Raw genomic sequence first — 26,618 nt, 5'->3', positions numbered from 1 at the left:
TCCGCGCCATCAACATCAAAACCGCCGCAGCCTGAAAGCACCTGAAGCAAAAGAGGCCCCGGTTACCCGGAGCCTCCAATCGTTTCCACACAGCCTGCAGGCGGCGGGGTTTTCGGGATTGCAGCGACGACGAAGTCAGCCTAGTGCGCGCAACATTCCGAGGTCCCCGAATGGGGGCCTTTTTTCGAAACGGATGCGCACGACTTCGTGATCATGTCCAGATGATGCTGGGTATGCGTGGAACTGTCAATACACGCGGAGGGCGAAGCGACACTTTGACGAAAAAAAGCCGGACCCGAAGGCCCGGCTTAGGTATTGGCCACGTGAGGCCGACACAATCACCTTCCAAGAGGGATTACTGAACTCCCGCGCCACTGGAGGAGGGGGACAAATGCGCGACGCGAAGGCTCAGCGTGTAAACATTATGGGCTTGCCGAGTGCCCTGCAGCAACAGCCGAGGCCGCATGTCAGTCATGCGGAAATCACGACGGCCAGCGCTGTGCCTTGCTCACCACGAAATCGCGGAACACCTGCACGCGTGCGACCGTCTTCAATTCCTCGGGATAGACAAAGTAGGTGTCGAGCTGGATCGAATCCGACTCGCCGAACAGCTGCACGAGTTTGCTCTGTTCCTCGACCAGATAGTCCGGCAGCGCGGCGATGCCGAGGCCCTGCTGACACGCGCGCACGAGACCGAGGATGTTGTTCACCCTGAAATAGGCCTCGCGCGGACCCGAGCCATTGCGGCCCGCTTCAACCAGCCAGTTGCGGTTCTGCAGATGCGGCGCGAAGTTGCCGTCGCTGAGCGTGATGATGCGATGGGAGTCGAGCTCCTCGAGCGTCCGCGGCGTGCCGAAGCGCTTGATGTATTCCGGCGAGCAATAGGCGTGGAAGCCCATCGCGAACAGCTTGCGCTGGATCAGGTCCGGCTGCGTCGGCTTGCGGGTGCGGATCGCGACGTCGGCCTCGCGCATCGACAGATCGAGCTCCTCGTCGGTGACGATCAGCGAGATGCGGATCTCGGGATAGAGCCCGGTGAACTCGCCGAGCCGCGGGATCAGCCAGTTGATGCCGACGCCAGGCGTGGTGGTGATCTTGAGGTCACCGCTCGGCCGCTCGCGGCTGTCGGTGAGTTTCGCGCGCGCCGCCTGCAACTGCATGAACACGTCGTGCGCGGTGCGGAAGAGCAGGTCGCCCTGCTCGGTGAGGATCAGGCCGCGGGCGTGGCGGTGGAACAGCGAGACCGAGAGCTCCTGCTCCAGCGCCGAGACCTGGCGCGACACCGCAGATTGCGACAGGCCGAGCTGCTCTCCCGCATGCGTGAAGCTGCCCGCCTCCGCCGCCGCGTGAAACACCTTCAGCTTGTCCCAGTCCATATCCGTAAATCCGTCGCGTGATCGAGGCATGATTCTATTCCGCTGCCGCGCGCTCGCTGGCGCGCAGGGCCAAGAAACGTTCGGCTTCGAGTGCGGCCATGCAGCCGAGGCCGGCGGCCGTCACGGCCTGGCGATAAGTCTCGTCGGCGACGTCGCCGGCGGCGAACAGGCCGGGCACCGAGGTGGCAGTCGAGTTCGGGGCGACCTCGACATAGCCCGACGGTTTGAGCTTGACCTGATCCTTGACGAGTTCGGTCGCCGGAGCGTGGCCGATGGCGATGAAGACGCCGTCGGCCTTCACGTCAGTCAGCGCGCCGGTCTTGACGTTCTTGAGCCGGACATGGGTGACTTTGTTGGGGTTCTCAGTGCCGCAGATCTCGTCGACGGCCGAGTCCCAGATCACCTTGATCTTGGGATGCTTGAACAGCCGCTCCTGCAGGATGCGCTCGGCGCGGAAATGGTCGCGACGGTGCACGATGGTGACCTGCGAGGCATGGTTGGTCAGATAAAGGGCTTCCTCGACCGCGGTGTTGCCGCCGCCCACCACGATGACTTCCTTGCCACGATAGAAGAAGCCGTCGCAGGTGGCGCAAGCCGATACGCCGCCACCCTGGAACTTCGCCTCGGACGGCAGCCCGAGCCAGCGCGCTTGCGCGCCGGTGGCGAGGATCACGGCGTCGGCGAGATAGACGTCGCCGCTGTCGCAGGTGAGGCGGAACGGTCGCTGTGCCGTCTCCAGCCTGGTAACGAGGTCGGAGACGATCCTGGTGCCGACATGGAGTGCCTGCTTCTCCATCTGCTCCATCAGCCAGGGGCCCTGGATCACGTCGGCGAAGCCTGGATAGTTCTCGACGTCGGTGGTGATGGTGAGCTGACCGCCCGTCTGGAGACCCTGGATCAGGACCGGCTCGAGCATCGCACGCGCCGCGTAGATCGCCGCCGTATAGCCGGCGGGGCCCGAGCCGATAATGACGACCTTTGCATGAACAGGAGCGGACATTTCGATGGACGCCTTTCACGGGGGATTTGCAGCGCGGACGCGGAAAGTGCCGGGAGGCCTAGCGCAGGCGCTGAAATATCAGAGCTAATCTAAGCCTTCTGGTGAGCTATGCAAGAATTGCATTCCCTCACGGCGGATTTTTCCAACACGGAACAAAAGTCGATTGTGCTGCGCGCGCAATAAAATTGCGCTTAGCGCGCGGATTGGGCTATGAGGATTTCGACAAATCCACCCGATACCTCCGCAAATGCCAGGAGTTCCAATCACGTGTCGCGGAACCTAGACGAGATCGACCTTAAAATTCTCGCCGAGATTCAGGCTGACGGTCGAATCACGAATGTCGAGCTGGCCAAGCGCGTCGGCATCTCGCCGCCGCCCTGCCTGCGCCGCGTCCGGGCGCTGGAGGAGGAGGGCTACATCCACGGCTATCGCGGCCTCCTGGACGCCCGCAAGCTGGGCTTCGACGTCACCGTGTTCGCCGCCGTGCATCTGTCCAGCCAGGCGGAAGCTGATTTGCGCGCCTTCGAGGACTTCGTCCGCGCCGAGCCCTTGGTGCGCGAATGCTGGATGCTATCGGGCGAGGTCGATTTCATCCTGAAATGTGTCGCACCCGACATGGCTACCTTCCAGGATTTCGTCACGCATCTGACAGCGGCGCCCCACGTGCGCAACGTGCGCACGTCATTGGTGCTGCACAATTCGAAGTACGAGGCGGCCGTGCCGCTGGAGGTGAAGCGACGGCGGTGATCGCGCTCCGCTCTCGTGCTCCGGACGCAGCGCAGCACGCACTGGTGTGTCGCTGAGCCGGGGCCGATCTCGCCGTGTGTACTTGCGTTGCCTCTCTGGGGCCGGCTCCGCGCAGCAACGCTACGCGTTGCAGCGTGTTCGGGACACGAAAACGTGGACGCTGATGTATCAACACCGCTCGCAGTGACGCGCGGTGAAAGCGTGCTTCGTCACATGCATCAGGCATACCGAAACAAAAAGGCCGCGCAACGCGCGGCCTTTTTCAAAATGTCAGCGCTGCGGCCAATCCTACCGCCACTCCACCTTGGTGATCTCATACGCCTTGGCACCGCCGGGCGTGTTGACCTCGACCGAGGCGCCCTTCTTCTTGCCGATCAGCGCGCGCGCGAGCGGCGAGGTGATGGAGATGCGGCCCTTCTTGGCGTCGGCCTCGACCTCGCCGACGATCTGCCACACCGTCTTCTTCTCGGTGTCCTCGTCGACCAGCGTCACGGTGGCGCCGAACTTGATGGTGTCTCCGGAAAGCTTGGAGATGTCTATGATGTCGGCGCGCGCAAGCTTGTCCTCGAGCTCGGCGATGCGGCCTTCATTATGGGACTGCTCTTCTTTCGCGGCATGATACTCCGCGTTCTCCGACAGGTCTCCGTGCGAGCGCGCCTCCGCGATATGCTCGATGATCCGCGGACGGTCCTCCGACTGACGCCTCTTCAATTCTTCCCCGAGCGCGACAAAGCCGGCCTGGGTCATCGGAACCTTTTCCATCTTTTCTCTCGTCCTTCAGCTGCGCGCCCCCAGAAAACGAAGGGCGCGACAACCTTGATTCGTCGGTGCTCCCCGGGGCTGAACACGCACCCACCGGGATCTCATGTGGGTCTGGCGCCGGAACAGAACTACCACATGGCCGGACAGTTCCTCTGGCCATTGTGGGTTCATTGCCAATTACTTAGCGGAAACTTCGCTGCCGCCAGCAATCAGGTTTCCGAAAAGTAGCTCTGCAGGGTACGAACCTCAAGGTCCCCGCCCAGATAGGCGCGGATGCCCTGCGCGGCCGCCACGGCCCCGGAAAGAGTGGTGTAATACGGCACTTTATGCAAGAGGGCCGCGCGCCGCAGCGAACGGCTGTCGGCCAGTGCCTGCGGGCCTTCGGTGGTGTTGAAGACGAGCTGGACGTCGCCATTGGTAATGGCATCGACGATGTGCGGCCGCCCTTCCAGCACCTTGTTCACCTTCTCGGTCGGGATGCCCTGGTCGGTCAGGAAGCGCTGAGTGCCCGAGGTCGCCAGCACCTTGAAGCCGAGCGAATGCAATTCGCGAACTGCCTCGGCAATGCGCGTCTTGTCGCTTTCGCGCACCGAGACGAACACCGTGCCCTTGCGCGGGACCCGCGTGCCGCCGCCGAGCTGGCTCTTGGCGAAGGCCACCGCGAACGAGCGGTCGATGCCCATGACCTCGCCGGTCGAGCGCATCTCGGGCCCAAGCACCGTGTCGACCCCGGGGAAGCGCGCGAACGGAAACACCGATTCCTTGACGCCGACGTGATTGAGCTTCGCCTTCTTCAGCTTGAAGTCGGCGAGCTTCTCGCCCGCCATGATGCGCGCGGCGATCTTGGCGACTGGCGTACCGATCACCTTGGCAACGAACGGCACGGTGCGCGAAGCGCGCGGATTGACCTCGAGCACGTAGATCTCGCCGTCTTTGATGGCGTATTGCACGTTCATCAAGCCGACGACGTCGAGGCCGAGTGCGAGCTCGCGGGTCTGCCGCTCCAGCTCCTCGATCATGTCAGGCTCGAGCGAGTGCGGCGGCAGCGAGCAGGCGCTGTCGCCGGAATGGATGCCGGCTTCCTCGATGTGCTCCATGATGCCGACGATGAAGGTATCCTTGCCGTCGCAGAGGCAGTCGACGTCGATCTCGGTCGCGTCTGACAGATAACGGTCGAACAGCAGCGGGTTCTTGCCAAGCACGGTGTTGATCTGCCCCGTCTTGTCGTTCGGATAGCGCGCCTTGACGTCGGCCGGCACCAGCTCCGGCAGCGTGCCGAGCAGATAGTCGTTGAGCTGGTTCTCCTCGCGGATGATCTGCATGGCGCGGCCGCCGAGCACGTAGGATGGGCGCACCACCAGCGGCAGGCCGAGATCGGCTGAAACCAGCCGTGCCTGTTCGACCGAATAAGCAATGCCGTTCTTCGGCTGCTTGAGGCGGAGCTTGTCGAGCACGCGCTTGAATCGGTCGCGGTCCTCGGCAAGATCGATGGCATCCGGCGATGTGCCGAGGATCGGCACTTCAGCGGCTTCCAGCGCGCGTGCCAGCTTCAGCGGCGTCTGGCCGCCAAACTGCACGATCACGCCGTGCAGCGTGCCCTTGCTGCGCTCCTTGGCGATGATCTCCAGCACGTCCTCAGCGGTGAGCGGCTCGAAATAGAGCCGGTCGGCGGTGTCGTAGTCGGTCGACACCGTCTCCGGATTGCAGTTCACCATGATCGATTCGTAGCCCGCGTCGTGCAGTGCAAAGCAGGCGTGACAGCAGCAATAGTCGAACTCGATGCCCTGGCCGATGCGGTTCGGTCCGCCGCCGAGAATGATGACCTTCTTCTTGTCCGACGGGGTGCTTTCGTCCGCCAGCGCACCCGCGAACGGCGCTTCGTAAGTCGAATACATGTAGGCGGTCGGCGAGGCGAACTCGGCCGCGCAGGTGTCGATGCGCTTGTAGACCGGGCGAACGCCGAGCGCGTGGCGCTTCGCCGTCACCTCGGCTTCCGTGGTCTCGGCGAGCACTGCGAGTCGCGCGTCGGAAAAACCCATGGCCTTGAGCGTGCGCATCCCGAAGGCGTTGTTGGGCAGGCCCTTCTTCCTGACCTTCTCCTCCATGTCCACGATGCCGCGCATCTCGCCGAGGAACCACGGATCGATCTTGCAGGACTTGAAGATGTCCTCGTTCGACCAGCCGAGCCGCATGGCCTGGGCGACCTGGAGAATGCGGTTCGGCGTCGGCGTGCCGAGCGCGGCGCGGATCGCGTTCTTGTCGTCGTCGCGACCGAGGCCCTCGATCTCGATCTCGTCGAGGCCGGTCAATCCGGTTTCGAGCCCGCGCAGCGCCTTCTGCAGGCTCTCCTGGAAGGTACGGCCGATCGCCATGACTTCGCCGACCGACTTCATCGACGTGGTCAGCGTGGTCGAGGCGCCCGGGAATTTCTCGAAGGCAAAACGCGGCACCTTGGTGACGACGTAGTCGATGGTCGGCTCGAACGAGGCAGGCGTGGCGCCGCCCGTGATGTCGTTGGCGATCTCGTCCAGGGTGTAGCCGACGGCGAGCTTGGCGGCGACCTTGGCGATCGGAAAGCCGGTGGCCTTCGAGGCCAGCGCCGAGGAGCGCGACACGCGCGGATTCATCTCGATGACGACCATGCGGCCGTCCTCGGGATTGACGCCGAACTGCACGTTGGAGCCGCCGGTCTCGACGCCGATCTCGCGCAACACCGCCAGCGAGGCGTCGCGCATGATCTGGTATTCCTTGTCCGTCAGCGTCAGCGCCGGCGCCACCGTGATGGAATCGCCCGTGTGCACGCCCATCGGGTCGAGGTTCTCGATTGAACAGACGATGATGCAATTGTCGTTCTTGTCGCGCACCACCTCCATCTCGTACTCTTTCCAGCCGAGCACGGATTCTTCGATCAGCACTTCGTTGGTGGGAGATGCATCGAGCCCGCGCTCGATGATGTCGAGGAATTCCTCCTTGTTGTAGGCGATGCCGCCGCCGGTGCCGCCCATCGTGAAGGAGGGGCGGATGATCGCGGGCAGGCCGATCTCGGACAGCGCCATCATCGCCTGTCCGAGTGCATATTCCTGGTAGCGTTTGCGGCGCTCGCTCTCGCCCAGCACCCATTGCCGGTCGAGCTCTTCGAGCTCGGCGCCCGAAGCTTTTGCGCGCGCGGCCTGATACTTGTCGCGGAACGACTTCTTCAGCTCGGAGGCATTGGCGAGCCGCGATTTCGGCGTCTCGAGCCCGATTTTGGTCATGGCCTCGCGGAACAGCTGGCGGTCCTCCGCCTTGTCGATCGCATCAGCGGTCGCGCCGATCATCTCGACGTCGAACTTTTCCAGAGTACCCTGTCTGCGCAGCGACAGCGCGCAGTTCAGCGCGGTCTGACCGCCCATGGTCGGCAGCAACGCGAAGCCGCCGGGAATGACGTGACGTTCCTTCTCGATGATCTTGGCGACGATCTCGGGCGTGATCGGCTCGATATAGGTCGCATCGGCCAATTCGGGATCGGTCATGATGGTGGCCGGGTTCGAATTGACGAGGACGATGCGATAGCCCTCTTCCTTCAGCGTCTTCACCGCCTGCGTGCCCGAATAATCGAACTCGCAGGCCTGGCCGATCACGATGGGACCGGCGCCGATGATCAGGATGGTCGAGATGTCGGTTCGTTTGGGCATCACCGCTCACGGGCTGGGATCTGGGCACAAAAAAAGGGCGCGCTTGCCGCGCGTCCCCATTTGGCGAGAGCGCGGGGTCTCCCTCGCGCGCGGGGTGGGTCTTAAACCAGTTTTTGGAGCGGCGAAACCCCGAAAAACGCCCATCAACCGGCAATTTTCAGGGGTTTGGGCAATCTGCCGAGCGTGCCCGGCTTCGCCCTCCGGCTTCGTCGCGGCAGCCTTCTTCAGGTCAGGCTTGCCGAGCCGAAGCTGGCGAAGCCAGCGAAGGCTGGAGACCCGGCCTGGATTTGAACCAGGATGAAGAGCGATGCACCGCCCCCGCGTAGACATTTCCGCCACCGGGCCATCAGGATTATTCCCGATCAGCGTGCGCCAAGCCACCTCAGCTGATCGTTATGCTTAACGGACCAGAGGCGGCCGCGCGATGAAGGTCATGCGCCAGCGATTATGGCCGATGTTGCTGTGGGCGCGCTGGGTCGCGAAGCCTGCTGCTTTCAGCTTGGCGGTGATCTCGTCCTCGCTGTAGCGTTGCAGCCCGATCTTCGAGCGCAACTGCCGGTAATCCGACAGCGCGGTGCTGATCAGCCCGATCAGCGCATCCTTCAGGAAACCGTGGCGCAGGCCGAAGCCGAGCAGCGCCGCGACGTCCCTGACCATGCCGACATTGGGCTGGAGGATGTCGCCGAGGACCAGCTTGCCCGAGGGCTTCAGGATGCGGCGAATGTTCAGCAGCGCGGCATCGAGTTCGGCCGGCGTCATGTATTGCGCGACCGAGTTCATCACGACGAGGTCGATCGACTGGTCCGGCATCTTGCGGACGTCGTCGAGCGAGCGGACGCGGATCTTGGTGTTCGGGGCGAACCGCGCTATCAGCCGCCCGCGCACGCCCGGCGCGGGCTCTGCCAGGATCAGCTGGCCGCAGGCGGCTGCCACCTGGCTCGCCGAGAGCGCTTCCCCGCAGGCATAGTCCAGCACGACCGCCTCGGGCGAGGGGATATAGCCGATGATGTCCCGCGCAATGATCTGGAAATGCAAGTCGCGATGCAGCTTGCTGACATAGATCGTATGCGTGGAGTCGTAATAATCGATCCAATCGTCCATGGTATCCCGTCCGGCGGTTCCTATCTAGGAACCGTGCTGTCCGCCTTTGCGTTAGGGGTGCGACGCTGCGCCGTCAATCTCCCGCGTCCTAACAGGAAGGTTTCCCGTGAGCAAAACCAGCAACAAGATCTCGCCCGATCTCGATACCCCCACCGATCTGTCGTCCGACGGTGCCAAAAAGGTTTCGGAGGCGCTCAACGTGCTTCTGGCCGACGCGTTCGCGCTGTATCTGAAGACCAAGAATTTCCACTGGCACGTCAGCGGCCGGCATTTCCGCGATTACCATCTGCTGCTGGACGAGCAGTCCGACCAGATCTTCGCCACCACCGACGAGCTTGCCGAGCGCGTCCGCAAGATCGGCGGCACCACGCTGAAGTCGATCGGCCAGATCGCAAAGCTCCAGACCATCAAGGACAACAACGAGGACTACGTCCCGCCGCGCGAGATGCTGCGCGAACTGATGCAGGACAACAAGCAGATGGCAGCGGCGATGCGCAAAGCGCATGATGTCTGCGACGAAGCCGGCGATATCGCGAGCGCCAGCATCCTCGAGAACTTCATCGACGAGACCGAGCGCCGCACCTGGTTCCTGTTCGAAGCCAGCCGCCAGGAAGGCAGCAACGCGGCGTAACGGGGTGGGGAGGGTGGGTAAGCCATGGATTGCGCGAAGCGCAATCGCCCCGTGTAACCCGCCGCTTGGTATCCGCGGTGAAAGAGACGGTGGGTTACGCCTTCGGCCAACCCACCTAAGGCACACGCTTGCGGCTATCGCCACAGCCGCATCAATGCCCCGTCCTTGCCCGTCACAGGGTCGGCCGGCGGCAGGGCAACTTCCGGGATTGTCTTCAGCGCCCTGGCGTGGTTCTCCGCCGTCGCCTGCGTGATCTCCATCTTGGCGCCCGGCGGATAGGCGCCGATCACGCAGAAGTCGTCGCTCGCTTGGACGCATTGGTGGCCTGTGCCGGCCGGCAGGATTGCGACGTCGCCGGCCGTGATGTGAAGCTCCTGGCCGTGATCGCCGCCGAAGCGGACGCGGGCGCTGCCGCGGGCGACGCCGAGCGCCTCATGCACGGTCGCGTGATAATGCAGATAGTCGTAGACGCCGTTGCGCCACGTCCCGCCCCAGCCGTTTGCTTCGAACAGGTCTTCGATGGTCTCCTCCGGGCGCCCTGGATCGAGCTTGACCGCGCGCTGGTAGACCAGGAACGGAAGGATGTTGTTCGGCACGAGGCCATCGTCCTCGAAGACGATGGCGAGCGGCTCGGCTTTGTCGCGGACCACGGACATGGTGGGGCTCCGGGTAATAACCGTTTGGGGTCAAGACGACGGCCGTCCCCTTGTTCCTCCCGGCAGTCCACAGGCCGAATTGACGGAGATCAAGGCGCAGGCGGCCATTGGCGGGCACGCAAATCGAAGCGAAAGAAGGGGAGCGCCATGTACGCATCCGACGTTGCGCAGCGACATTTTTCGGCGGCCGTCGACGAGGCGGAGACGGCCGGCCTCGGGCACGAAGCCGTCTGTCGTGCCTTGCTGAATCTGGTGATCTCGAAATATCTGGAGACGAGATCGGTCGCCGACATCCAGGCGGAGCTGCGCTTCATCGCCGAGAACTGCGATCCCGACACGGACTTCATGTTCATGCGTCCGTGATTGAAGCCGGGCCCGGCGGCTTCATCCGTCGGGTCAGCTTGTCATCTCAAGCGCTCTTCTTTTGCCGCATCAAATCGGCAAAGCGCTGGAACAAATAATGCGAGTCGCGCGGGCCGGGCGACGCCTCGGGATGGTACTGCACCGAGAACACCGGCTTGCCGTCGAGCTGGATGCCGCAATTGGAGCCGTCGAACAGCGAGATGTGGGTCTGCGTCGCGCCCTTCGGCAGGGTCGTCTCGTCGACGGCAAAACCATGGTTCATCGAGGTGATCTCGACCTTGCCGGTGGTCTCGTCCTTGACGGGATGATTGGCGCCGTGATGGCCCTGATGCATCTTCTTGGTCTTGGCGCCGACGGCAAGGCCCAGCATCTGGTGGCCGAGGCAGATGCCAAAGGTCGGTGTGCCCGACTTGATCACGTCCTGGATCACCGGCACGGCATATTTGCCAGTGGCGGCGGGATCGCCCGGACCGTTGGACAGGAACACGCCGTCCGGCTTCATCGCCAGGATGTCCTCGGACGAGGTCGTCGCCGGCACCACCGTCACCTTGCAGCCGACGCCGGCGAGCAGGCGCAGGATGTTGCGCTTGATGCCGTAGTCGATCGCGACGACGTTGAACTCCGGCTTGTCCTGCCGGCCAAAACCCTTGTCCCACAGCCAGGGCGTCTCGTCCCAGGTGAAGCGCTGGCCGCTCGTGACCATCGGCACGAGGTCCATGCCCTCGAGGCCCGGCCATTCGCGTGCCTCTTCCTTGAGGCCATGCAGATCGAACTCGCCGGTCCTGGAATGCGCAATCACGGCGTTGGGCATGCCCTTGGAGCGGATCAGCGCGGTCAGTGCGCGGGTGTCGATGCCGGAGAGGCCGATGATGCCGCGTGCCTTCAGCCAAGCGTCGAGATGCTTGGTAGCGCGGTAGTTCGACGGATCTGTAATCGCTGTACGCAGGATCACGCCGCGCGCACCGGGCGTCGCGGCCATGTTCACCGTCTCGATATCCTCGTCGTTGGTGCCGACGTTCCCGATATGCGGGAAGGTGAAGGTGATGAGCTGTCCGGCATAGGAGGGATCGGTCAGGATCTCCTCGTACCCGGTCATCGCGGTGTTAAAGCAGACCTCGCCGACGGCGTGGCCTTCGGCGCCGAGACCGAAGCCTTCGAGCACCGTGCCATCGGCAAGCACGAGGAGCGCGGTCGGTTTGTGGTCCGGCCAAGCGGTATCGTTGTCATGTTGTGTCATGAGCCCGCTTCATAGTCCTCGCAGGCGCCGCCGTCAAAGCGGAGAAGCGCCGATTCACATGCGTTTTTGCATATTTGACAGGCCTCCTTGGGCGCTTAAGCTCGGCCGGCTAATTTCCGGCAAATCTTGGGGCTTACGAGGCAATAATGGACCGAACGACCCCGATTGTGCTGGTTCCGGGGCTGGCCTCCTCGGCCCGGATCTATGCTCCCGTGATCCCCGCACTCTGGCGTTTCGGACCGGTGACGGTCGCCAACCACATCCGCGACGACAGCATGGCCGCGATCGCCGGCCGGATCCTCGCTGACGCCCCGCCGCGCTTTGCCCTCGCCGGCCATTCCATGGGCGGTTATATCGCGTTCGAGATCATACGTCAGGCGGGCGAGCGCGTGACGAAGCTCGCGCTGATCAACACCCAGGCGCGGCCCGACACGCCGGAGGCGACCGCCCGTCGCCGTGGCCTGATGGAGCGTGCGAGGCGGGGCGAGCTCCGCGCCATCCGTGAGGAGAGCTTTCCGGAGCTGGTGCATCCATCGCGGCGCGATGATGCCGATATTCTCGAGCTCGTGCATGCGCAGGACGACGATGTCGGCGTCGAGGGCTATCTGCGGCAGCAGACCGCGATCATCGCGCGTGTGGACTCACGCCCGACGCTGTCGACGATTACCTGCCCGACGTTGGTACTGACAGGCGATGCCGACAACACGATCCCGAATGCGCTCTCGAAGGAGATGGCGGAAGGCATCGCCGGCGCGAGACTCGTGATCCTCGATCGCTGCGGGCACCTGCCGCAAGCCGAGCAGCCGGAAGCGACCGTGCGGGCGCTCATCGAATGGCTAGGGAGCGAGGTTGTCTCAGGGGCGCGAACGGCCTAGATCAGGCGTCTATCTCGAAGGGATCACGACATGCTGCGCGACGACATCAACAATGCGGTCAAGGAGGCCATGAAGGCCAAGGACGAGCGCAAGCTGTCCACGCTTCGCATGGTCAACTCGACCATCAAGAACGCCGATATCGACGCCCGGGGCAGCGGCAAGCCTCCGCTGTCGGACGCCGAGATCCTCGCCGTGCTGCAGAAAATGATCAAGCAGCGCCAGGAGGCGGTCGAGCTCTACGACAAGGGCGGCCGTGCCGAGCTGGCCGCGCAAGAGCGCGAGGAGATCGCGGTGATCTCGACATATCTGCCGCAACAGATGTCGGACGACGACGTGAAGAAGGCAATCACGGATGCGATCGCCGAGACGGGCGCGAGCGGCATGAAGGACATGGGAAAGGTGATCGCCGCGCTGCGCGCGAAATACGCCGGCCAGATGGATTTCGGCAAGGCGTCCGGCTTGGTGAAGGCCGCGCTGTCCAGTTGAGCTGTCATTCCGGGACGACGCGAGTCCTCGAGCTGTGATGCGCAATTGCGCATCAGAATCCATCGGCCACCGAACTCCGTTGCGATATGGATTCCGGGCTCGCGCTCCGCGCGCCCCGGAATGACAAGAAGAACTGGGAGGCAACCGATGACCGCCATCAAGCCGTTTCGTATCGCCATCAGCGACGACGTCCTGGCGGACCTGAAATCACGCCTCGCCCGTACGCGTTGGCCGGAGGCGGAGCTGGTCGACGACTGGAGCCAGGGTGCGCCGCTGCGATGGATCCAGGAGATGTGTAGCTACTGGGCCAAGGACTACGACTGGCGCGCGCGCGAAGCGAAGATGAACCGCTTCGAGCAGTTCACCACCGAGATCGACGGGCTCGACATCCACTTCATCCATGTGCGCTCGAAGGAGCCGTCCGCGCTGCCGCTGATCATCACCCATGGCTGGCCGGGCTCGATCGTCGAGTTCCAGAAGGTGATCGCGCCGCTGGTCGATCCCGCCGCGCATGGCGGCAGTCCCGCCAATGCGTTCCACGTGATCTGTCCCTCGCTGCCCGGCTTCGGCTTCTCGGCCAAGCCGAAGACCACCGGCTGGGGCGTCGATCGCATCGCCGCGACCTGGGCGAAGCTGATGGCCCGGCTCGGCTACGCGCGTTACGGCGCGCAAGGCGGCGACTGGGGCTCGGCGGTGACGAGTTCGCTCGGCGCGCAGGATGCCGAGCATTGCGCCGGCATCCACATCACGCTGGCCTTCAGCGCGGCACCGAAGGTCGAGGGCGAGCCGACGGCGGAGGAGAAGCGTGCGCTCGCCGGCCTCAAGCACTATGCCGATCTCGATTCCGGCTACTCCAAGCAGCAGTCGACGCGTCCGCAGACGCTTGGCTACGGCTTGACGGATTCACCGAGCGGACAGGCGGCCTGGATCCTGGAAAAGTACTGGGCCTGGACCGATTGCAACGGACACCCCGAGAACATCCTCACGAGGGACGAGCTGCTCGACAACGTCATGCTCTATTGGGCGACCGCGACGGCAACCTCCTCCGCGCGGCTCTATTGGGAGAGCTTTGGCAAGCGCCGCGCGACGCCGGTGGTGAAGGTGCCGACGGGTGTCGCCGTGTTCCCCAAGGAGATCGTCACGCCGGTGCGGCGGTGGATGGAGCCGAACTTCCCTAACATCACCCACTGGAGCGAGATGGAAAAGGGCGGCCATTTCGCGGCATTCGAACAGCCGGAGCTGTTCATCCGCGATGTCAGGACGTTCTTCGCGACCGTGCGGTGACCCCACTGTCGTTCGGGGCGCCCGCAGGGCGAACCTGGAATGACAGAGAGAGGGGATTCTCTCCGTCCTCATGCCCGGGCTTGTCCCGGGCCCCCACGGCCTTAAACTGACCGCCAAAAAGAACATGGACGGCCGGGACAAGCCCGGCCGGGACGACGCTGCCCGGGAACGACTATGCTGATCGAAGCCAAAACCTACGACGAGCTCTATCGCAACTTCCGCTGGGACGTCCCCGCGCGCTTCAACATCGCGGAAGCGTGCTGTGATCGTCATGCCGACGGCACGGGGCGGCTCGCGCTGATCTATGCCGACGAGAACGGCGCCACCACGCGCACCTCTTTCGACGAGATGGCGGAGATGTCGCGTCGCTTCGCCAACGTGCTGAAGGCAGATGGGCTGCACCGTGGCGACCGCGTCGCCGTCTTCTTGTCGCAGTCGCTGGAATTGCCGATCGCGCATATGGCGGCGTTCCGCTCCGGCATGATCTCGATCCCGCTGTTTGCGCTGTTTGGCGAGGACGCGCTGGAATTCCGCCTGTCGAATTCGCAGGCCAAGGCCATCGTCACCGATGAAGGCGGCTGGCAGAAGCTCGCAAGGATCCGCGACCGCCTGCCTGACCTGAAGAATGTCTATGTGGTCGGCGGCCGCGCGCCGCCCGGCACGAAATCTTTCTGGGACGCGTTGAACACCGCCTCGCCCGACTTCCCGCGGGTCGATACCTCGTGCGACGATCCCGCGCTGATCATCTACACCTCGGGCACCACGGGCAATCCGAAGGGTGCGCTGCATGCGCATCGGGTCGTGCTCGGTCATCTCCCGAACGTTGAGATGTGCCACAACTTCTTACCCAAGCCCGGCGATCTCATGTGGACGCCGGCGGACTGGGCCTGGATCGGCGGCCTCGTCAACGGCCTGCTGGCGTTCTGGTACCACGGCATCCCGCTGGTCGGCCACCGCGCGCGAAAGTTCGAGCCGCAAGCGGCGATGCAGATGATGGCCGATCTCGGCGTACGCAATGTCTTCCTGCCGCCGACCGCGCTGAAGCTGATGCGGCAGGCCGGCGTGAAGCATACCGGCGTCAAGCTGCGCAGCATCTTCACTGGCGGCGAGTCCCTCGGCGGCGAGTTGCTCGGCTGGGTGCGCGAGACCTTCGGCATCGATGCGCACGAGGTGTTCGGCCAGACCGAGTGCAATCTAGTGATCGGCAGCAACTCGAACCTGTTTCCGATCCGCCCCGGCTCGATGGGCAAGGCCACGCCGGGCTTCGACGTCCGCATCGTCAACGAGAAGGGCGAGGAATTGCCACGGGGGCAGCGCGGCATCATCGGCGTCCGCCAGCCATGTCCCGTCACCATGCTTGAATATTGGCGCAATCCAGAGGCGACGGCGAAGAAATATGCCGGCGACTTCCTCCTCACCGGCGATCTCGGTGTGCAGGACGAGGACGGATACTTCTGGTACGTCAGCCGCGAGGATGACGTCATCACCACCGCCGGCTATCGCGTCGGCCCGTCCGAGATCGAGCACACGCTGATGAAGCATCCGTCGGTGGCGATGGCGGCCGTGGTCGGCATTCCCGATCCGATCCGCACGGAGTCGATCAAGGCCTGGATCGTTCTGCGCCCGGGCTTTGCCGGCAGCGATGCGCTCTCGCGCGAGATCCAGGAGTTCGTCAAGGTGCAGCTTGCAGCCCACGAATACCCCCGCTTCGTCGAGTTCACGGAGACGCTGCCGATGACGGCGACCGGCAAGGTGCTGCGGCGCGAATTGCGGGCGAGGGGCTAGCTTCCGACGATGGCCAAGACCTCTCACGCCACGGGGCTTCACCGCGCCTCACTTGCAAAGCTGAACGAACTCGATGCGGCGCTGGAGCTGATGTATTACGGCTGGCGCGGGATGACGCTGGAGGCCGACGCATATCTTGCGAAGCAGGGCCTGTCGCGTCCGCATCACCGCATCCTCTACGTGGTGGCGCGCCGGCCGGACATCGCGATCGGCGCGCTGATCGAGATCCTCGGCATTTCCAAGCAGGCGGTCAACCGGCCGCTCAATCTGCTCCTGGAGCGCAAGCTCCTGACCTCGAAGCGTTCACCTGAGCAGCACCGCTCGAAACTGCTGCGCCTGACGGAGGCGGGACGGCGCGTCGAGCAGCGCGCGTCGGATCACGAGCGCAACGTGATGCGCGAGGCGTTCGATCGCGTCGGAGCGTCCGGTGCGGCCGGCTGGATGGGCGTGATGGAGGCGATCGCCGACAACAACTGACGATTCTAAAGTCAACATGGTTGACATGAGATGCGGGATGCGCCACTTTCCCGGCGACGAGCCAGGGAGGAGCCGTGTCATGAGCGGACAGGCAATGAATCGCGCGGCCGCGGAACGCTTCGTTGCGGCATGGTGCGCGAGTTGGTGCAGGGTCGATATCGATGCGGTCGTCGCGCATTTCGCCGAGAATGCGCAGATGCGCAGCCCTCTTGCTCTCACCCTGACGGGGTGTCCGTCCGTCATCGGCGCCGAGAGCATCCGCGCCTACTGGCGGAAAGCCTATGGCCACGTTGAGAGTGCCGACCTGAAGATACTGAGCTGGAGCTGGGATGAGGCGATCGCGCGGCTGACGGTGTGGTGGCAACTGGGCGATACGCGCGCCAGCGAATTCATGGACTTCGACGATGCGGGCCGCGTGGTGCGTAGCGAAGCCTTCTACGGAAAATAACCATGCGCCTGATCGATATCGTTCTGCTTCTCAACACGCTCTGGTTCGTGGGGGCCTTCATCCAGTTCAGCATCGCGCAAACCAACACGCTGAAGATCCTGCTGCCGCGCGAAGAACGCAGCAATCCGATCGCGCCCACCCTTGCGGCAAGCGTCGCGTTCCTCGGCGGAATGAATCTGCCGATCGGACTCCTCTCGCTCTACCTACTGGTCGCCCGACCGTCCTTCTTCCAGCCGGTCGAAGCTCAACTCGCGCTGTTCCTGTTCTTCGCCGCCTGCCATTTCAGCCAGTTCGCGTACAACGTCCCCGTGCTGATGCGCGGCGGCCGCGTCGGCGTGGCGTACTGGCCGGTGCTGAAAGGCCCGATGCTCCGGATCTTCGTTGTCGACGCTGCTCTGTTCGCGGCCAATCTCGCCGTGGCGCTCCAGCTCGCAATCGGGTCCTGATCTACCGAGACGGCTCCGAAAGAGCGGCCCGCAGCATTGCAGCAAGATCCTTGCGCCGGAACGGCTTGTTCAAGATGAGGGCGTCGCCGATTCCGTCGGGTGTCCTAACGGGATCTTGGCTGTAGCCGGAGGTGAAGAGAACCTTGAGACCAGGCCGCAGGCCGGTTGCCTGCCTCGCCAGCTCCGGTCCGAACATGCCGCCGGGCATCACGACGTCGGTGAACAGCAGATGGATCTCGTCTGGCTGGCGCAGCACAGCCAGCGCTGCGGACCCGTTCGACGTCGCGATGACGCGATAGCCCAGCGTCTTGAGCTCGCTTTCAACATAGGCACGCACCATCTCGTCGTCCTCGACGAGAAGAATCGTTTCGCGTCCGTCTGACGTGTTGAACGGCTCGGTCGGCGTCGGATTCTCGTTCTGTGCTGCGGCGACACGCGGGAAGAAGAGCCTGACGACGCTGCCTTGTCCCGGTTCGGACTGCATTTGCACAAGTCCGCCGGATTGTTGTGCAAATCCGTAGACCATGCTCAGGCCGAGACCGGTCCCTTTGCCGACTTCCTTGGTTGTGAAGAACGGCTCGAACGCGCGGCTCGCCACTTCGGAGTTCATGCCGCTGCCGGTATCGGTGACAGCTACCATGACGTAGTCGCCGGGCCGCGGTTCACCGTTGACGTCGAGATCGGATTCGCCGAGCGAGCTGTTGCGAAGCTCGACGGTCAGCTTGCCGCCTTCCGGCATTGCGTCGCGCGCGTTGAGCACGAGGTTGAGCAGGGCCGTCGTCAGCTGGCCGGGATCGACGCTGACCGGCCACAGATCTTGGTCGAACGCGAAGCGGCACTCGATATGCTCGCCCAGGGTCCGACGCAGAAGCTGCTCCATGCCGAGAACTTCCTCGGCGATGTCGATATCTCGCGGCCTCAGAGGCTGCTTTCGCGCGAAGGCGAGCAGGCTCTTGGTCAGGTCGGCTCCGCGCTCGGCGGCGGTTGCGATGTCACCGGCGATCCCTTGCAATTCCTTGTTTCCCGCCAGCCTGTCGGCAAGGTGCTCCGCGTTGCCGAGAATGACGGTCAGGAGATTGTTGAAATCGTGCGCCACGCCGCCCGTGAGCTGGCCCATGGCCTCCATCTTCTGGGACTGGCTGAGCTTGTGGCTGAGATCCGCGATGGCGGTGCGCTGCTGCTCGAGCGATTCGGCCGTGCTATTAAGCAGCGTCATCAATCCGCCGAGCTCCCCGCCCGGGTGGGGCTCCGGGATGCGCGCGCTGAGATCGCCGCGCCCGAGGCTCCTCGCCATGGCCGCGAGCCGCCCGACCTGGCGGCCGATGCTTAGGGTGGTGAGAATCCACAAGCCGGCCAGGAGCAGCAGCGAGGCTACTGCGAGAATCGCCACGTCCTCGTAGAGTCGGCGGTTTGCCGCCGCGACCAGCCCGTCCTTGGATCGTCCGACCAGGATGTAGAGACCGGCCTTGCGGATCGAAGGTGAGCGGGCAACGGACCAGATCTGCGTACGGCCTTCGCGGTCGCTCGCCTCGTGAAACGGCTCGCGATCGGCCGCTGCCGCAAAGCGGAATAGGTCAGAGCCCGCGATGGATCCGCCGACGGGCTCGCTCCAGCTGCCGCCCTTGGGGGCGACCAGCACCGTACCCTTGGCGTCGATCAGAAGGATGTCCTGTTCGGCGAGCAGCCGCTTGTCGTGAAATTCTGCGAACTTGTTCAGGTTGAATGACGCGAGCAGCACGAACTTCAGCGCGCCCGCCTCCGATCGGACGGGATAGGCGATCTGCAGCACCGACAATCCGGTGAGCCGACCGAACACCGGCTCCACTGCGACACCCCCTTGAAGATTCTTCACCTGCTTGAAATAGCCGCGGTCGTTCAGGTCGAGCGTGCGGTCGGTCCGCAGCGAGTCACAGAACAGCTTGCCGTCGGGATCGATGGTCAGGATGCCCGTGAACTGCGGATATTCTTCGCGGACGTCGGACAGAAACGCCGAGCACGCCGCCTTGTCGCGCGTGTCGAGGTCGCGGGCACGGGCGAGCCCGTAGTGAAGTTGGGCCGTGCCCTGGATCTTCTCGTCCAGATCGCTCGCGATATCGTCGGCGGATGCGACCAGATTGGCCAGCGCCGCGTCGATCTCACTGGCCCGGTTCTGCACAAAACGGAGCCCGACCAGGATCGCCGGCACGAGCATGGCGGCGATGACGAGGATCAGTAACCGGGTACGCAGGCTCATCGGTGGGCGATCCGCTCTCGGGCGAGGATGCTCGAAGGTATGATTTGAGGCACGATCGTCTGCACGTCCATAGTCGTCGGCGCCAATATCGCACCGAAGACTAAAGATTTCGCCTCGCGATCATTCCTATGTCGCCGCTCTCTTGAACCCGCCGGCATCAAGTTGCGCCTCCGCGCGGCCGCGCTAATATTACGGCATGCGCGCGGCGAAAGATCGCGCGATCTGCGGAGGAAATTGATGTCCATCTCGGGCAAGGTCGATCCGGTGGTCCGTCCCCTGGCGGCGACCGACATCGCGGAGGCGCTGGTCGAAGGGCTGCGCGATTTCCAGGCGTTGCCGATTTATGGTGTTTGTTTCGGCGGCCTCTATGCCGCCGGCGGCATCGCCATCCTGCTCTGCCTCACCGCCTTTGGAATGGTCTATCTGGTCTATCCTCTGGCTGCGGGCTTTGCGTTGATCGGACCGTTTGTGGCGATCGGCCTCTACGAAGTCAGCCGCCGCCGCGAGCGCGGCGAGCCGGTCTCATTCGCTGCGATCTGGTCGGCCATCCGTTCGCGCAGCGAGATCGGCTGGATGGCCTTCGTCACACTGTTCGTATTCGTGGTCTGGATGTACCAGGTGCGGCTCCTGATCGCGCTGCTGCTCGGCCTCAATGCCTCGTTCTCGAGCCTTCAGGAATTCATGACGGTGGTGCTGACGACCAACGAGGGCCTGCTGTTTCTCGGCATCGGTAATGCCGTGGGCGCCGTGCTGTCGCTGATCCTTTTCTCGCTGACCGTGGTGTCGTTCCCGCTGCTGCTCGACCGCGACGTCGATTTCGTCACGGCCATGGTGACCAGCGTGCGCGCCGTTGTCACGAGCCCGGTGCCGATGATCTCGTGGGCCGCCGTGATCGTGATGCTGCTGATCGTCTCGGCGTTGCCTTACTTCCTCGGGCTGATCGTGACGTTGCCGGTGCTCGGGCATGCGACCTGGCATCTGTATCGGCGGCTGGTGGCGCCGCTGCCCGCCTGATCGTCATTCCGGAACGCCCGGAGGGCGACCCGGAATCCATCGGTCCGCCAACTCTGCCGCGATGCTCAGATGCGCAATTGCGCATCATGGCTTGCGCGACGTGCGCCCCCGGATGACACGGCATCCTACGGCATCTTGATCCCCATCGCCTTTAGCGCTTCCAGCAACCTCACCGGCGGGGACATCTCGATCTTCGGCGCCTTGCCGGTCTCCAGCAGGCTCTTCAGCCCCGACAGGATCGCCGGCCAGCCGGTGCGGCCGCCGGAAAGGATGTCTTCGCTGAGCGGGCGGTCGTGGCGCTGGCTCAGAGTGAGGCGGACGGCTTCGCCGGCGGGCTCGATCTCATAGGTGACGACGGTGATGCCGAGTTTTTCGACGAGGCCGGGCCAGTTCACGTTCCACGTCACCGTCAGCTTCCTGGGCGGATCGTATTCGAACACCTCGCCGGAGATGTGCTCCGAACCGTCGGGTTCGCGCACGATGAAGGTGCCGCCGAGCTTCGGCTCCATCTCCACCGCGAAGCCGGAAAAATATTCGCGGCTGAACTCGGCCGAGGTCAGCGCCTCCCATACCTTCTCCGGCGTCGAGGCGATGTAGATCGTGTAGACGGTGAGAGGCTTGAACTGGTCGAGATTCATCGTGCATCGATCCTTGGTTGAGCGGGCCTACTCATCGCGTTTCTCCAGCTGCCGTTTCAGCTCGCTGAGTGCGGAGAGCTTGCCGCGCTCGAATTTCCTGATCCAGCGTTCGCCGATCTGATGGATGGGCACCGGGTTGAGGTAATGCAGCTTCTCGCGGCCATGCCTGATGGTGGTGACCAGATTGGCCTCCTCGAGAATCACAAGGTGCTTGGTCACGGCCTGACGCGTCATGTCGAGCCCTTCGCAGAGCTCGTTCAGCGTTTGGCCGTTCCTGGCGTGAAGCCTGTCGAGCAGCGACCGTCGCGACGCGTCGGCGAGCGCTTTAAAGACCTCATCCATGCATCGACAATAGGCAACTAAAAGGTTGCGTGTCAAGCGGCCGCTTCTTTGGAGCAACGCATCCGGCACCGGCTTCCGTTCCCGTCTCCGCCATGCATTAATGCGCCCGAACCGCAGCGAGTCCTCCTATGATGTCCATGCAAGCCTATTTCGCCTTCGTCGCCGCCTGCATTGCGCTGGCGCTGCTGCCGGGGCCGATCGTCACCCTCGTCATCGCCAACGGCCTGCGCCACGGCACGCGGGCTGCGCTCATCAATGTTGCCGGCGCGCAAGCCGGGCTTGCCATCGTCATCGGCATCGTCGCGATCGGCCTGACCTCGTTGATGGCGACCATGGGCTACTGGTTCGACTGGGTGCGCTTTGCCGGCGCGGCCTATCTGATCTGGCTCGGCATCAAGCTGATCTGGGCACCGGTCGAAGGCGTCGATGTCGACGCGCCGCCTCCGCCCCCGCGTGGCGGCTTCTTCCTGCAAGGTTTCCTGGTCCTGCTGTCGAACCCGAAGGTTCTGGTGTTCTTCGGCGCCTTCATCCCGCAATTCATGGACATGAACCAGCCGCACTTTCCGCAAGTCGCGCTACTGGGTGCGACCTTCATGGTCACCGCTGTAGTGACGGATGCGCTCTACGCCCTCGCCGCCGGCCGCGCGCGAAAGTTCTTCTCGGCGCGCCGCACGCGAATGCTGTCGCGCATCTCCGGCGGCTTCATGATCGGCGGCGGCATCTGGTTGGCGCTGACGCGGGCGAAGTGAGGTTACAGCGGTAGCTCCGCCTCGATCTCCGCAAGGATACGCGCCAGCCGCTCGGACCATTGCTGCTGGGCGGACTGGTCCGTGATTAGATCCTGGCGGATCTCGATGCCGGTGTTGACCAGACCGCGGGCTTCGCCGTGCACGGGGATGGTGTAGTCGGTGAGATCGCTCACCGCATAAGGCTCGTTGTCGCCGACGACGATGTCACCCTCGGCGCGCAGATGTTTCAACAGCAGTCGTGGCAGCACGGGGTCGCGGTGATAGAGCGTGCCGATATGCCAGGGCCGCGCGATGCCGGCATAAACCGGCGTGAAGCTGTGCAGCGATATCAGCACGGTCGGCCGCTTGTCGTGGATGCGGCGGCTGATCGCCGCACCGATGCGGCGATGGTAAGGCTCGAAAATCTCGCGCCGCCTTGCCTCGCGCTCCTGCTCCGAGATCCCTTCGTTGCGCGGGATCGCGGTCGCCTCGGAGATCACGGGAATCGAGCTTGCAACGCCGGGCGGACGGTTGCAGTCGATCACGAGGCGCGAATAGCGCTGCGCGATTAAATGCGCATCCAACATTCTGGCGAGCCGCTCGGCGACGCCGGCGATGCCGATGTCCCAGGCGATGTGCCTGACGAGCTCGCTTTCCGCGACGCCGAGATCGCCGAGCGCGCGCGGCAGCACCCGTCCGTAATGATCCGATGTGAGCAGGAAGGGCGATGTCCCCTCCGCATTCACCTCATGCACGGGCGGAATGTCGCCCTCGCCGAGCAGTTGATCGGCTGCCTCGGCCGCCTCCAAAGCCATCCTGATTGCCTATGGACTAACAACGTGTGTAAACGAATTAGCGGCATCGTGCCGACGCAGCAACGCCAGAGAGTCCATGACTTCCGATCGCCTTTTTGTCTATGGCACGCTGATGCGCGGCTTCGACCATCCGATGGCGCGGCTGCTGGCGGGACACGCGGACTTTCTGGGAGAAGCGACCTGCCGCGGCCGGCTCGTTCTGGTCAAGCATTATCCGGGATTGCTGCTCTCTGATGCGCCGTCGGACGTCGTTCACGGCGAGCTCTTCCGCCTGCGCGTGCCGGACGAGCTGCTACGCGAGCTCGACATGTATGAAGCCTGCGGCGAGGGCTTTCCGGAGCCGACCGAATATCTGCGGCAGCTGGTCGACGTGACGCGTGCCGACGGCGCTACCGAGAGGGCCTGGACCTACGTCTACAACTGGCCCGTCACCGCTCTGCCGATCATCGAGTCCGGGCGGTTCTTGGAGCATTAGGCCGACAGCACTTCCTTCACCGCGCGCACGTCGACCTCGCGCTCGACGTAAGTCCACTCTTCCGTCCGCCGCAGCATTGCCACCAGCTCCTCGAATAGCGAGGCGTGCGCCGGGGCGAATTCGAACCAGGTCAGAAAGTCGAAAGGGCCGCCGAGGTCGCGGCAGTGATAGAGCTGCCGCGCGATCGCAGGCAGGAAGCGCATGCTGCTCGCGATATGGTGCGACTTGTCCTCGAAGATCCTGCGACGCTCTTCCTGCGTCAGTTCCCACCAGGCGGCCGATTTGCGGATCGGGATCAGCGCCGCGCTGGTCGCCTCCGGTCGGCCGAGCCCGGCCTGCACCGCCACGAGCTGCTGCTTCTCCGCGCGCTCGGTGTAGCGCAAGCTGCTGGGGACGCCGACCAGCCTCCAGGCGTTGCGCGAGGGCACCAGCGGCAATGAAACGGCCTCGCTGTCGGTCACCGACAGCGCCGGCATGAAGGGCAGGGGCTCGCCCGTCACTGATGAAATCGAGGTCACGCGCCAGCCCCCACTCTGGCCGCCTCGAAAGGTCCTGAACATGAGGGATATGGAAGCTTGGAACCGGGCGCGGTTCAAGCCTTTCCCGTCATTCCAGGGTGCCAATCCCGCCATCCTTCGGTGCCGTCGAAGAAGCGCCGCCTCAGGGGGACGGTGAGAATGATTGCCTCGGGCGCCGAAGAGAGCCCTGTGCATAGGTCGAATAACCCGGATAACCCGCCTAAACCTAGCCTTTGGCCGGGCCGCACCTATATCCCTGATCCTTCGCCCGACTCACCCGGTTTCGCGCTAGACACAGCCCATGCGCTTCACGCCCCAGTTCCTCGACGAGCTTCGTGCCCGGCTTTCGGTGTCCGAAGTCGTGGGCAAGCGCGTCAAGTTGAAGAAGGCAGGCAGAGAGTGGAGGGGGCTGTCGCCGTTCCAGCAGGAGAAGACGCCGTCCTTCTACGTCAACGACCAGAAGGGCTTTTATCACGACTTCTCCTCCGGCAAGCACGGCGACATCATAACCTTCGTGATGGAGACCGACGGCGTGCCGTTCGCGGAGGCCGTGGAGCGGCTCGCAGGCATGGCGGGCCTGCCGCTGCCGGCGGTGACACCGGATGCGGCGCGGTACGAGCAGCGGCGCAAGTCGCTGCATGACGTCTTGGATCTCGCGGCCAAGTTCTTTGCGGAGACGCTGGCCTCGCGCGTGGGCGCCAAAGCGCGCGGCTATCTCGCCGACCGCGCCATCTCGCCGGCGACGCAATTGCAGTTCCGCCTCGGCTACGCCCCGTCTGATCGCTTTGCACTGAAGGAGCATCTCGGCAAGCTCGGCATCTCCGTCGACGACATGGTCGAGACGGGATTGCTCGTCGCTGGCAACGACATCCCGGTGCCGTACGACCGCTTTCGCGATCGTGTGATGTTTCCGATCACGGATCTGCGCGGCCGCGTCATCGCCTTCGGCGGGCGCGCGCTGGAGAAGGACGTTCCGGCCAAGTATCTGAACTCGCCGGAGACGCCGCTCTTCCACAAGGGCGACAATCTCTACAACCACCAGACTGCGCGCAAAGCCACGCATGATGGCAGCCCCTTGATCGTGGTCGAAGGCTATGTCGACGTCATCGCGATGGTCACCGCGGGCTTTGCAGGCAGCGTGGCGCCGCTCGGCACCGCGCTCACCGAAAGCCAGCTGGCGCTGCTGTGGAAGATGGCTGATGAGCCGATCCTCTGCTTCGACGGCGACCGCGCCGGACAGAAGGCGGCGTACCGCGCTGCCGATCTCGCGCTGCCTTTCCTCGCACCTGGCAAGAGCCTGCGCTTTGCGCTGCTGCCGGAGGGGCAGGACCCCGACGACCTCGTTCGCTCGGGTGGGCGCGGCGCGATCGAAGAGGTGATCGCCGCGGCGCGTCCGCTCGCCGACATGATCTGGTCGCGCGAGCTCGAAGGCGGCAATTTCGCAACCCCCGAGCGGCGGGCCGCGCTGGAGGCGCGGATCAGGGAGCTCACCAACGGCATTCGCGACGAGGTGGTGCGGCGCTACTACCGCGACGAGTTCGTCGAGCGGCTCCAGCGCACCTTTGCCCCCGAAGGGGGGCGCAGCGGCTTCGGCGGGCGGGGCAATTTTCGCCAGGGTGGCGGCCGGTCCTTCCAGCCGAGGGGAGGGGCGAATCGATTCGGCGGTCAGGGATTCGGCGGAGGGCGTCGCGGCGTCTCCGGTTCCATCCCTCTGCCCTCTGGCCCCTACCAGGCGGCAAGTCCCCAGCTAGCGGCAAGCCCGATCATGCGCGGCCAGCGCAGCGCCATCTCCCGCCGGGAAGCCCTGATCCTGCAATGCCTGATCAACCACCCCTGGCTGCTGCACGAGCATCTCGAGGAGGTCGCCGCCCTGGAGCTGGCCCACCCGGAGGCCCACAAGCTCAGGGCCGGCATCATCGCCGCCTTCGCCAACGACCATCACCACTCGTCCGACCCCGGCGAGCAGGCTGAAAAGATGCGCAGCGATATCGAGAAGGGCGGATTTTCGCAGGTTCTTCAAAGGGTTGAGAATGGGATCACCACCGCGGCGGTATGGGGGGCCCGCGAGGGCGCAGCGCGGGACGACGTTCTCGCCACCTGGCATCAGCTGGTTGCCTTGCATCGGCAATGGCATTCACTACTTAGAGAGCTGAAAGACGCCGAGCTGGCCTTGGGCGAGGACCCCAGCGAGGCCAATTTGGCATGGCTGCGTGACGTGAAGGCTCGGATCAGCGAAGTCGACGGCACCGAGGCCCTGATCGAGGGTTTTGGCGAGCTGTCGGGCCGGCTCCAGAAGAGCATGTGAAAGAATCATGCGGACGGCCGCGGCCGGAACCGCTAAAAGACTCGCCAAATCTTGGGTTTGGCGGCAAAAACAGGGTTAATCGAGGCTTAACGGTCTTGTAGCACTTTGGCCCGGAGGCGGCCGCAGGCAGAACAGACGCGTCAGGAATGAATCCGCGCAATCGCTGTTGGCACTACACCTGCATCCGCCGCGTCAAAGAGGC

The 26,618-nt window shown here is 64.1% G+C and carries 26 protein-coding genes; 14 read left to right on the top strand and 12 right to left on the bottom strand.

Annotation, left to right across the window (positions count from 1 at the left end):
- Positions 1–482: 482 nt before the first annotated feature.
- Together ASG57_RS24430 and trxB are read right to left on the bottom strand one after the other, a co-directional pair.
- The gene (locus tag ASG57_RS24430; RefSeq protein ID WP_024340385.1) at positions 483–1,406 is read right to left on the bottom strand and encodes a LysR family transcriptional regulator; all 924 of its coding nucleotides are present in this window, start codon (positions 1,404–1,406) and stop codon (positions 483–485) included.
- 4 nt (positions 1,407–1,410) lie between these two features.
- Entirely contained in the window at positions 1,411–2,376 is a 966-nt protein-coding gene (trxB, locus tag ASG57_RS24425) for a thioredoxin-disulfide reductase (RefSeq protein ID WP_024340384.1), read from the bottom strand.
- Positions 2,377–2,643: 267 nt separating this feature from the next.
- Here trxB and ASG57_RS24420 point away from each other — a divergent pair, with 267 nt between their 5' ends.
- The gene (locus ASG57_RS24420; protein ID WP_024340383.1) at positions 2,644–3,123 is read left to right on the top strand and encodes an Lrp/AsnC family transcriptional regulator; all 480 of its coding nucleotides are present in this window, start codon (positions 2,644–2,646) and stop codon (positions 3,121–3,123) included.
- A gap of 288 nt (positions 3,124–3,411) precedes the next feature.
- Here ASG57_RS24420 and greA read toward each other — a convergent pair whose 3' ends face one another.
- The 3 genes from greA to ASG57_RS24405 all read right to left on the bottom strand — a co-directional run bounded on the left by greA (position 3,412) and on the right by ASG57_RS24405 (position 8,660).
- Positions 3,412–3,885 carry a transcription elongation factor GreA gene (gene greA / locus ASG57_RS24415; RefSeq protein ID WP_024340382.1) on the bottom strand — a complete coding sequence of 158 codons (474 nt, stop codon included), beginning with the start codon at positions 3,883–3,885 and terminating at the stop codon, positions 3,412–3,414.
- A gap of 209 nt (positions 3,886–4,094) precedes the next feature.
- Entirely contained in the window at positions 4,095–7,559 is a 3,465-nt protein-coding gene (carB, locus tag ASG57_RS24410; protein ID WP_024340381.1) for a carbamoyl-phosphate synthase large subunit, read from the bottom strand.
- 399 nt (positions 7,560–7,958) lie between these two features.
- On the bottom strand, positions 7,959–8,660 hold the full coding sequence (locus ASG57_RS24405) for a class I SAM-dependent methyltransferase (protein WP_024340380.1): 702 nt from the start codon (positions 8,658–8,660) through the stop codon (positions 7,959–7,961).
- A 106-nt stretch (positions 8,661–8,766) separates the two neighbouring features.
- Between ASG57_RS24405 and ASG57_RS24400 the strand changes: the two genes are divergently transcribed.
- A complete protein-coding gene (locus ASG57_RS24400; protein WP_024340379.1) occupies positions 8,767–9,291 on the top strand; it encodes a Dps family protein in 525 nt (174 codons plus the stop codon).
- Between the two features lie 134 nt (positions 9,292–9,425).
- On the opposite strand, the gene ASG57_RS24395 is transcribed toward ASG57_RS24400, so the two are convergent.
- A complete protein-coding gene (locus ASG57_RS24395) occupies positions 9,426–9,947 on the bottom strand; it encodes a hypothetical protein (RefSeq protein WP_024340378.1) in 522 nt (173 codons plus the stop codon).
- 147 nt (positions 9,948–10,094) lie between these two features.
- Between ASG57_RS24395 and ASG57_RS24390 the strand changes: the two genes are divergently transcribed.
- Positions 10,095–10,310 carry a hypothetical protein gene (locus ASG57_RS24390; protein ID WP_024340377.1) on the top strand — a complete coding sequence of 72 codons (216 nt, stop codon included), beginning with the start codon at positions 10,095–10,097 and terminating at the stop codon, positions 10,308–10,310.
- Between the two features lie 46 nt (positions 10,311–10,356).
- On the opposite strand, the gene carA is transcribed toward ASG57_RS24390, so the two are convergent.
- Entirely contained in the window at positions 10,357–11,547 is a 1,191-nt protein-coding gene (gene carA, locus ASG57_RS24385; protein ID WP_024340376.1) for a glutamine-hydrolyzing carbamoyl-phosphate synthase small subunit, read from the bottom strand.
- Positions 11,548–11,693: 146 nt separating this feature from the next.
- On the opposite strand from carA, the gene ASG57_RS24380 reads away from it, so the two are divergent.
- The 7 genes from ASG57_RS24380 to ASG57_RS24350 all read left to right on the top strand — a co-directional run bounded on the left by ASG57_RS24380 (position 11,694) and on the right by ASG57_RS24350 (position 17,348).
- Entirely contained in the window at positions 11,694–12,422 is a 729-nt protein-coding gene (locus tag ASG57_RS24380) for an alpha/beta fold hydrolase (protein WP_024340375.1), read from the top strand.
- Between the two features lie 30 nt (positions 12,423–12,452).
- Positions 12,453–12,908: a GatB/YqeY domain-containing protein gene (locus ASG57_RS24375; protein ID WP_024340374.1), complete on the top strand. Its 456-nt coding sequence runs from the start codon at positions 12,453–12,455 to the stop codon at positions 12,906–12,908.
- A gap of 147 nt (positions 12,909–13,055) precedes the next feature.
- Positions 13,056–14,192, top strand: a complete 1,137-nt coding sequence (locus tag ASG57_RS24370; RefSeq protein ID WP_024340373.1) for an epoxide hydrolase family protein — start codon at positions 13,056–13,058, stop codon at positions 14,190–14,192.
- A 174-nt stretch (positions 14,193–14,366) separates the two neighbouring features.
- Complete coding sequence (locus ASG57_RS24365; RefSeq protein WP_024340372.1) at positions 14,367–15,977, top strand: acyl-CoA synthetase; 1,611 nt, start codon at positions 14,367–14,369, stop codon at positions 15,975–15,977.
- Between the two features lie 9 nt (positions 15,978–15,986).
- Entirely contained in the window at positions 15,987–16,454 is a 468-nt protein-coding gene (locus ASG57_RS24360) for a MarR family winged helix-turn-helix transcriptional regulator (RefSeq protein WP_024340371.1), read from the top strand.
- Between the two features lie 79 nt (positions 16,455–16,533).
- Positions 16,534–16,902 carry a nuclear transport factor 2 family protein gene (locus tag ASG57_RS24355; protein ID WP_024340370.1) on the top strand — a complete coding sequence of 123 codons (369 nt, stop codon included), beginning with the start codon at positions 16,534–16,536 and terminating at the stop codon, positions 16,900–16,902.
- Between the two features lie 2 nt (positions 16,903–16,904).
- Entirely contained in the window at positions 16,905–17,348 is a 444-nt protein-coding gene (locus ASG57_RS24350) for a hypothetical protein (RefSeq protein WP_024340369.1), read from the top strand.
- Between the two features lies 1 nt (position 17,349).
- Here the strand turns inward: ASG57_RS24350 and ASG57_RS24345 are convergent, their stop codons facing one another.
- Positions 17,350–19,581, bottom strand: coding sequence for an ATP-binding protein (locus ASG57_RS24345; protein ID WP_024340368.1), 2,232 nt, complete (start codon positions 19,579–19,581; stop codon positions 17,350–17,352).
- Between the two features lie 237 nt (positions 19,582–19,818).
- On the opposite strand from ASG57_RS24345, the gene ASG57_RS24340 reads away from it, so the two are divergent.
- Positions 19,819–20,595, top strand: a complete 777-nt coding sequence (locus tag ASG57_RS24340; RefSeq protein ID WP_024340367.1) for a DUF2189 domain-containing protein — start codon at positions 19,819–19,821, stop codon at positions 20,593–20,595.
- A gap of 125 nt (positions 20,596–20,720) precedes the next feature.
- Here ASG57_RS24340 and ASG57_RS24335 read toward each other — a convergent pair whose 3' ends face one another.
- Both ASG57_RS24335 and ASG57_RS24330 read right to left on the bottom strand, forming a co-directional pair.
- Positions 20,721–21,233, bottom strand: coding sequence for an SRPBCC family protein (locus ASG57_RS24335; RefSeq protein ID WP_024340366.1), 513 nt, complete (start codon positions 21,231–21,233; stop codon positions 20,721–20,723).
- Between the two features lie 27 nt (positions 21,234–21,260).
- On the bottom strand, positions 21,261–21,575 hold the full coding sequence (locus ASG57_RS24330) for an ArsR/SmtB family transcription factor (RefSeq protein WP_024340365.1): 315 nt from the start codon (positions 21,573–21,575) through the stop codon (positions 21,261–21,263).
- Between the two features lie 128 nt (positions 21,576–21,703).
- Here ASG57_RS24330 and ASG57_RS24325 point away from each other — a divergent pair, with 128 nt between their 5' ends.
- Positions 21,704–22,324, top strand: a complete 621-nt coding sequence (locus ASG57_RS24325) for a LysE family translocator (RefSeq protein WP_080654893.1) — start codon at positions 21,704–21,706, stop codon at positions 22,322–22,324.
- Between the two features lie 2 nt (positions 22,325–22,326).
- Here ASG57_RS24325 and ASG57_RS24320 read toward each other — a convergent pair whose 3' ends face one another.
- On the bottom strand, positions 22,327–23,118 hold the full coding sequence (locus ASG57_RS24320) for an N-formylglutamate amidohydrolase (RefSeq protein ID WP_024340363.1): 792 nt from the start codon (positions 23,116–23,118) through the stop codon (positions 22,327–22,329).
- Positions 23,119–23,194: 76 nt separating this feature from the next.
- Between ASG57_RS24320 and ASG57_RS24315 the strand changes: the two genes are divergently transcribed.
- Positions 23,195–23,593, top strand: a complete 399-nt coding sequence (locus ASG57_RS24315) for a gamma-glutamylcyclotransferase family protein (protein WP_024340362.1) — start codon at positions 23,195–23,197, stop codon at positions 23,591–23,593.
- Here ASG57_RS24315 and ASG57_RS24310 read toward each other — a convergent pair.
- A complete protein-coding gene (locus ASG57_RS24310) occupies positions 23,590–24,153 on the bottom strand; it encodes a chlorite dismutase family protein (RefSeq protein ID WP_024340361.1) in 564 nt (187 codons plus the stop codon). The two genes, ASG57_RS24315 and ASG57_RS24310, sit on opposite strands and share 4 nt — an antisense overlap.
- A gap of 259 nt (positions 24,154–24,412) precedes the next feature.
- Between ASG57_RS24310 and dnaG the strand changes: the two genes are divergently transcribed.
- Positions 24,413–26,416, top strand: a complete 2,004-nt coding sequence (dnaG, locus tag ASG57_RS24305) for a DNA primase (protein WP_024340360.1) — start codon at positions 24,413–24,415, stop codon at positions 26,414–26,416.
- The last annotated feature ends 202 nt before the right edge of the window (positions 26,417–26,618 follow it).

The organism is Bradyrhizobium sp. Leaf396, assembly GCF_001424605.1.
Taxonomy (GTDB): domain Bacteria; phylum Pseudomonadota; class Alphaproteobacteria; order Rhizobiales; family Xanthobacteraceae; genus Bradyrhizobium; species Bradyrhizobium japonicum_C.
The sequence above is the reverse complement of the archived record's forward strand: the minus strand, read 5'-3'. Positions and strand labels throughout refer to the sequence as shown.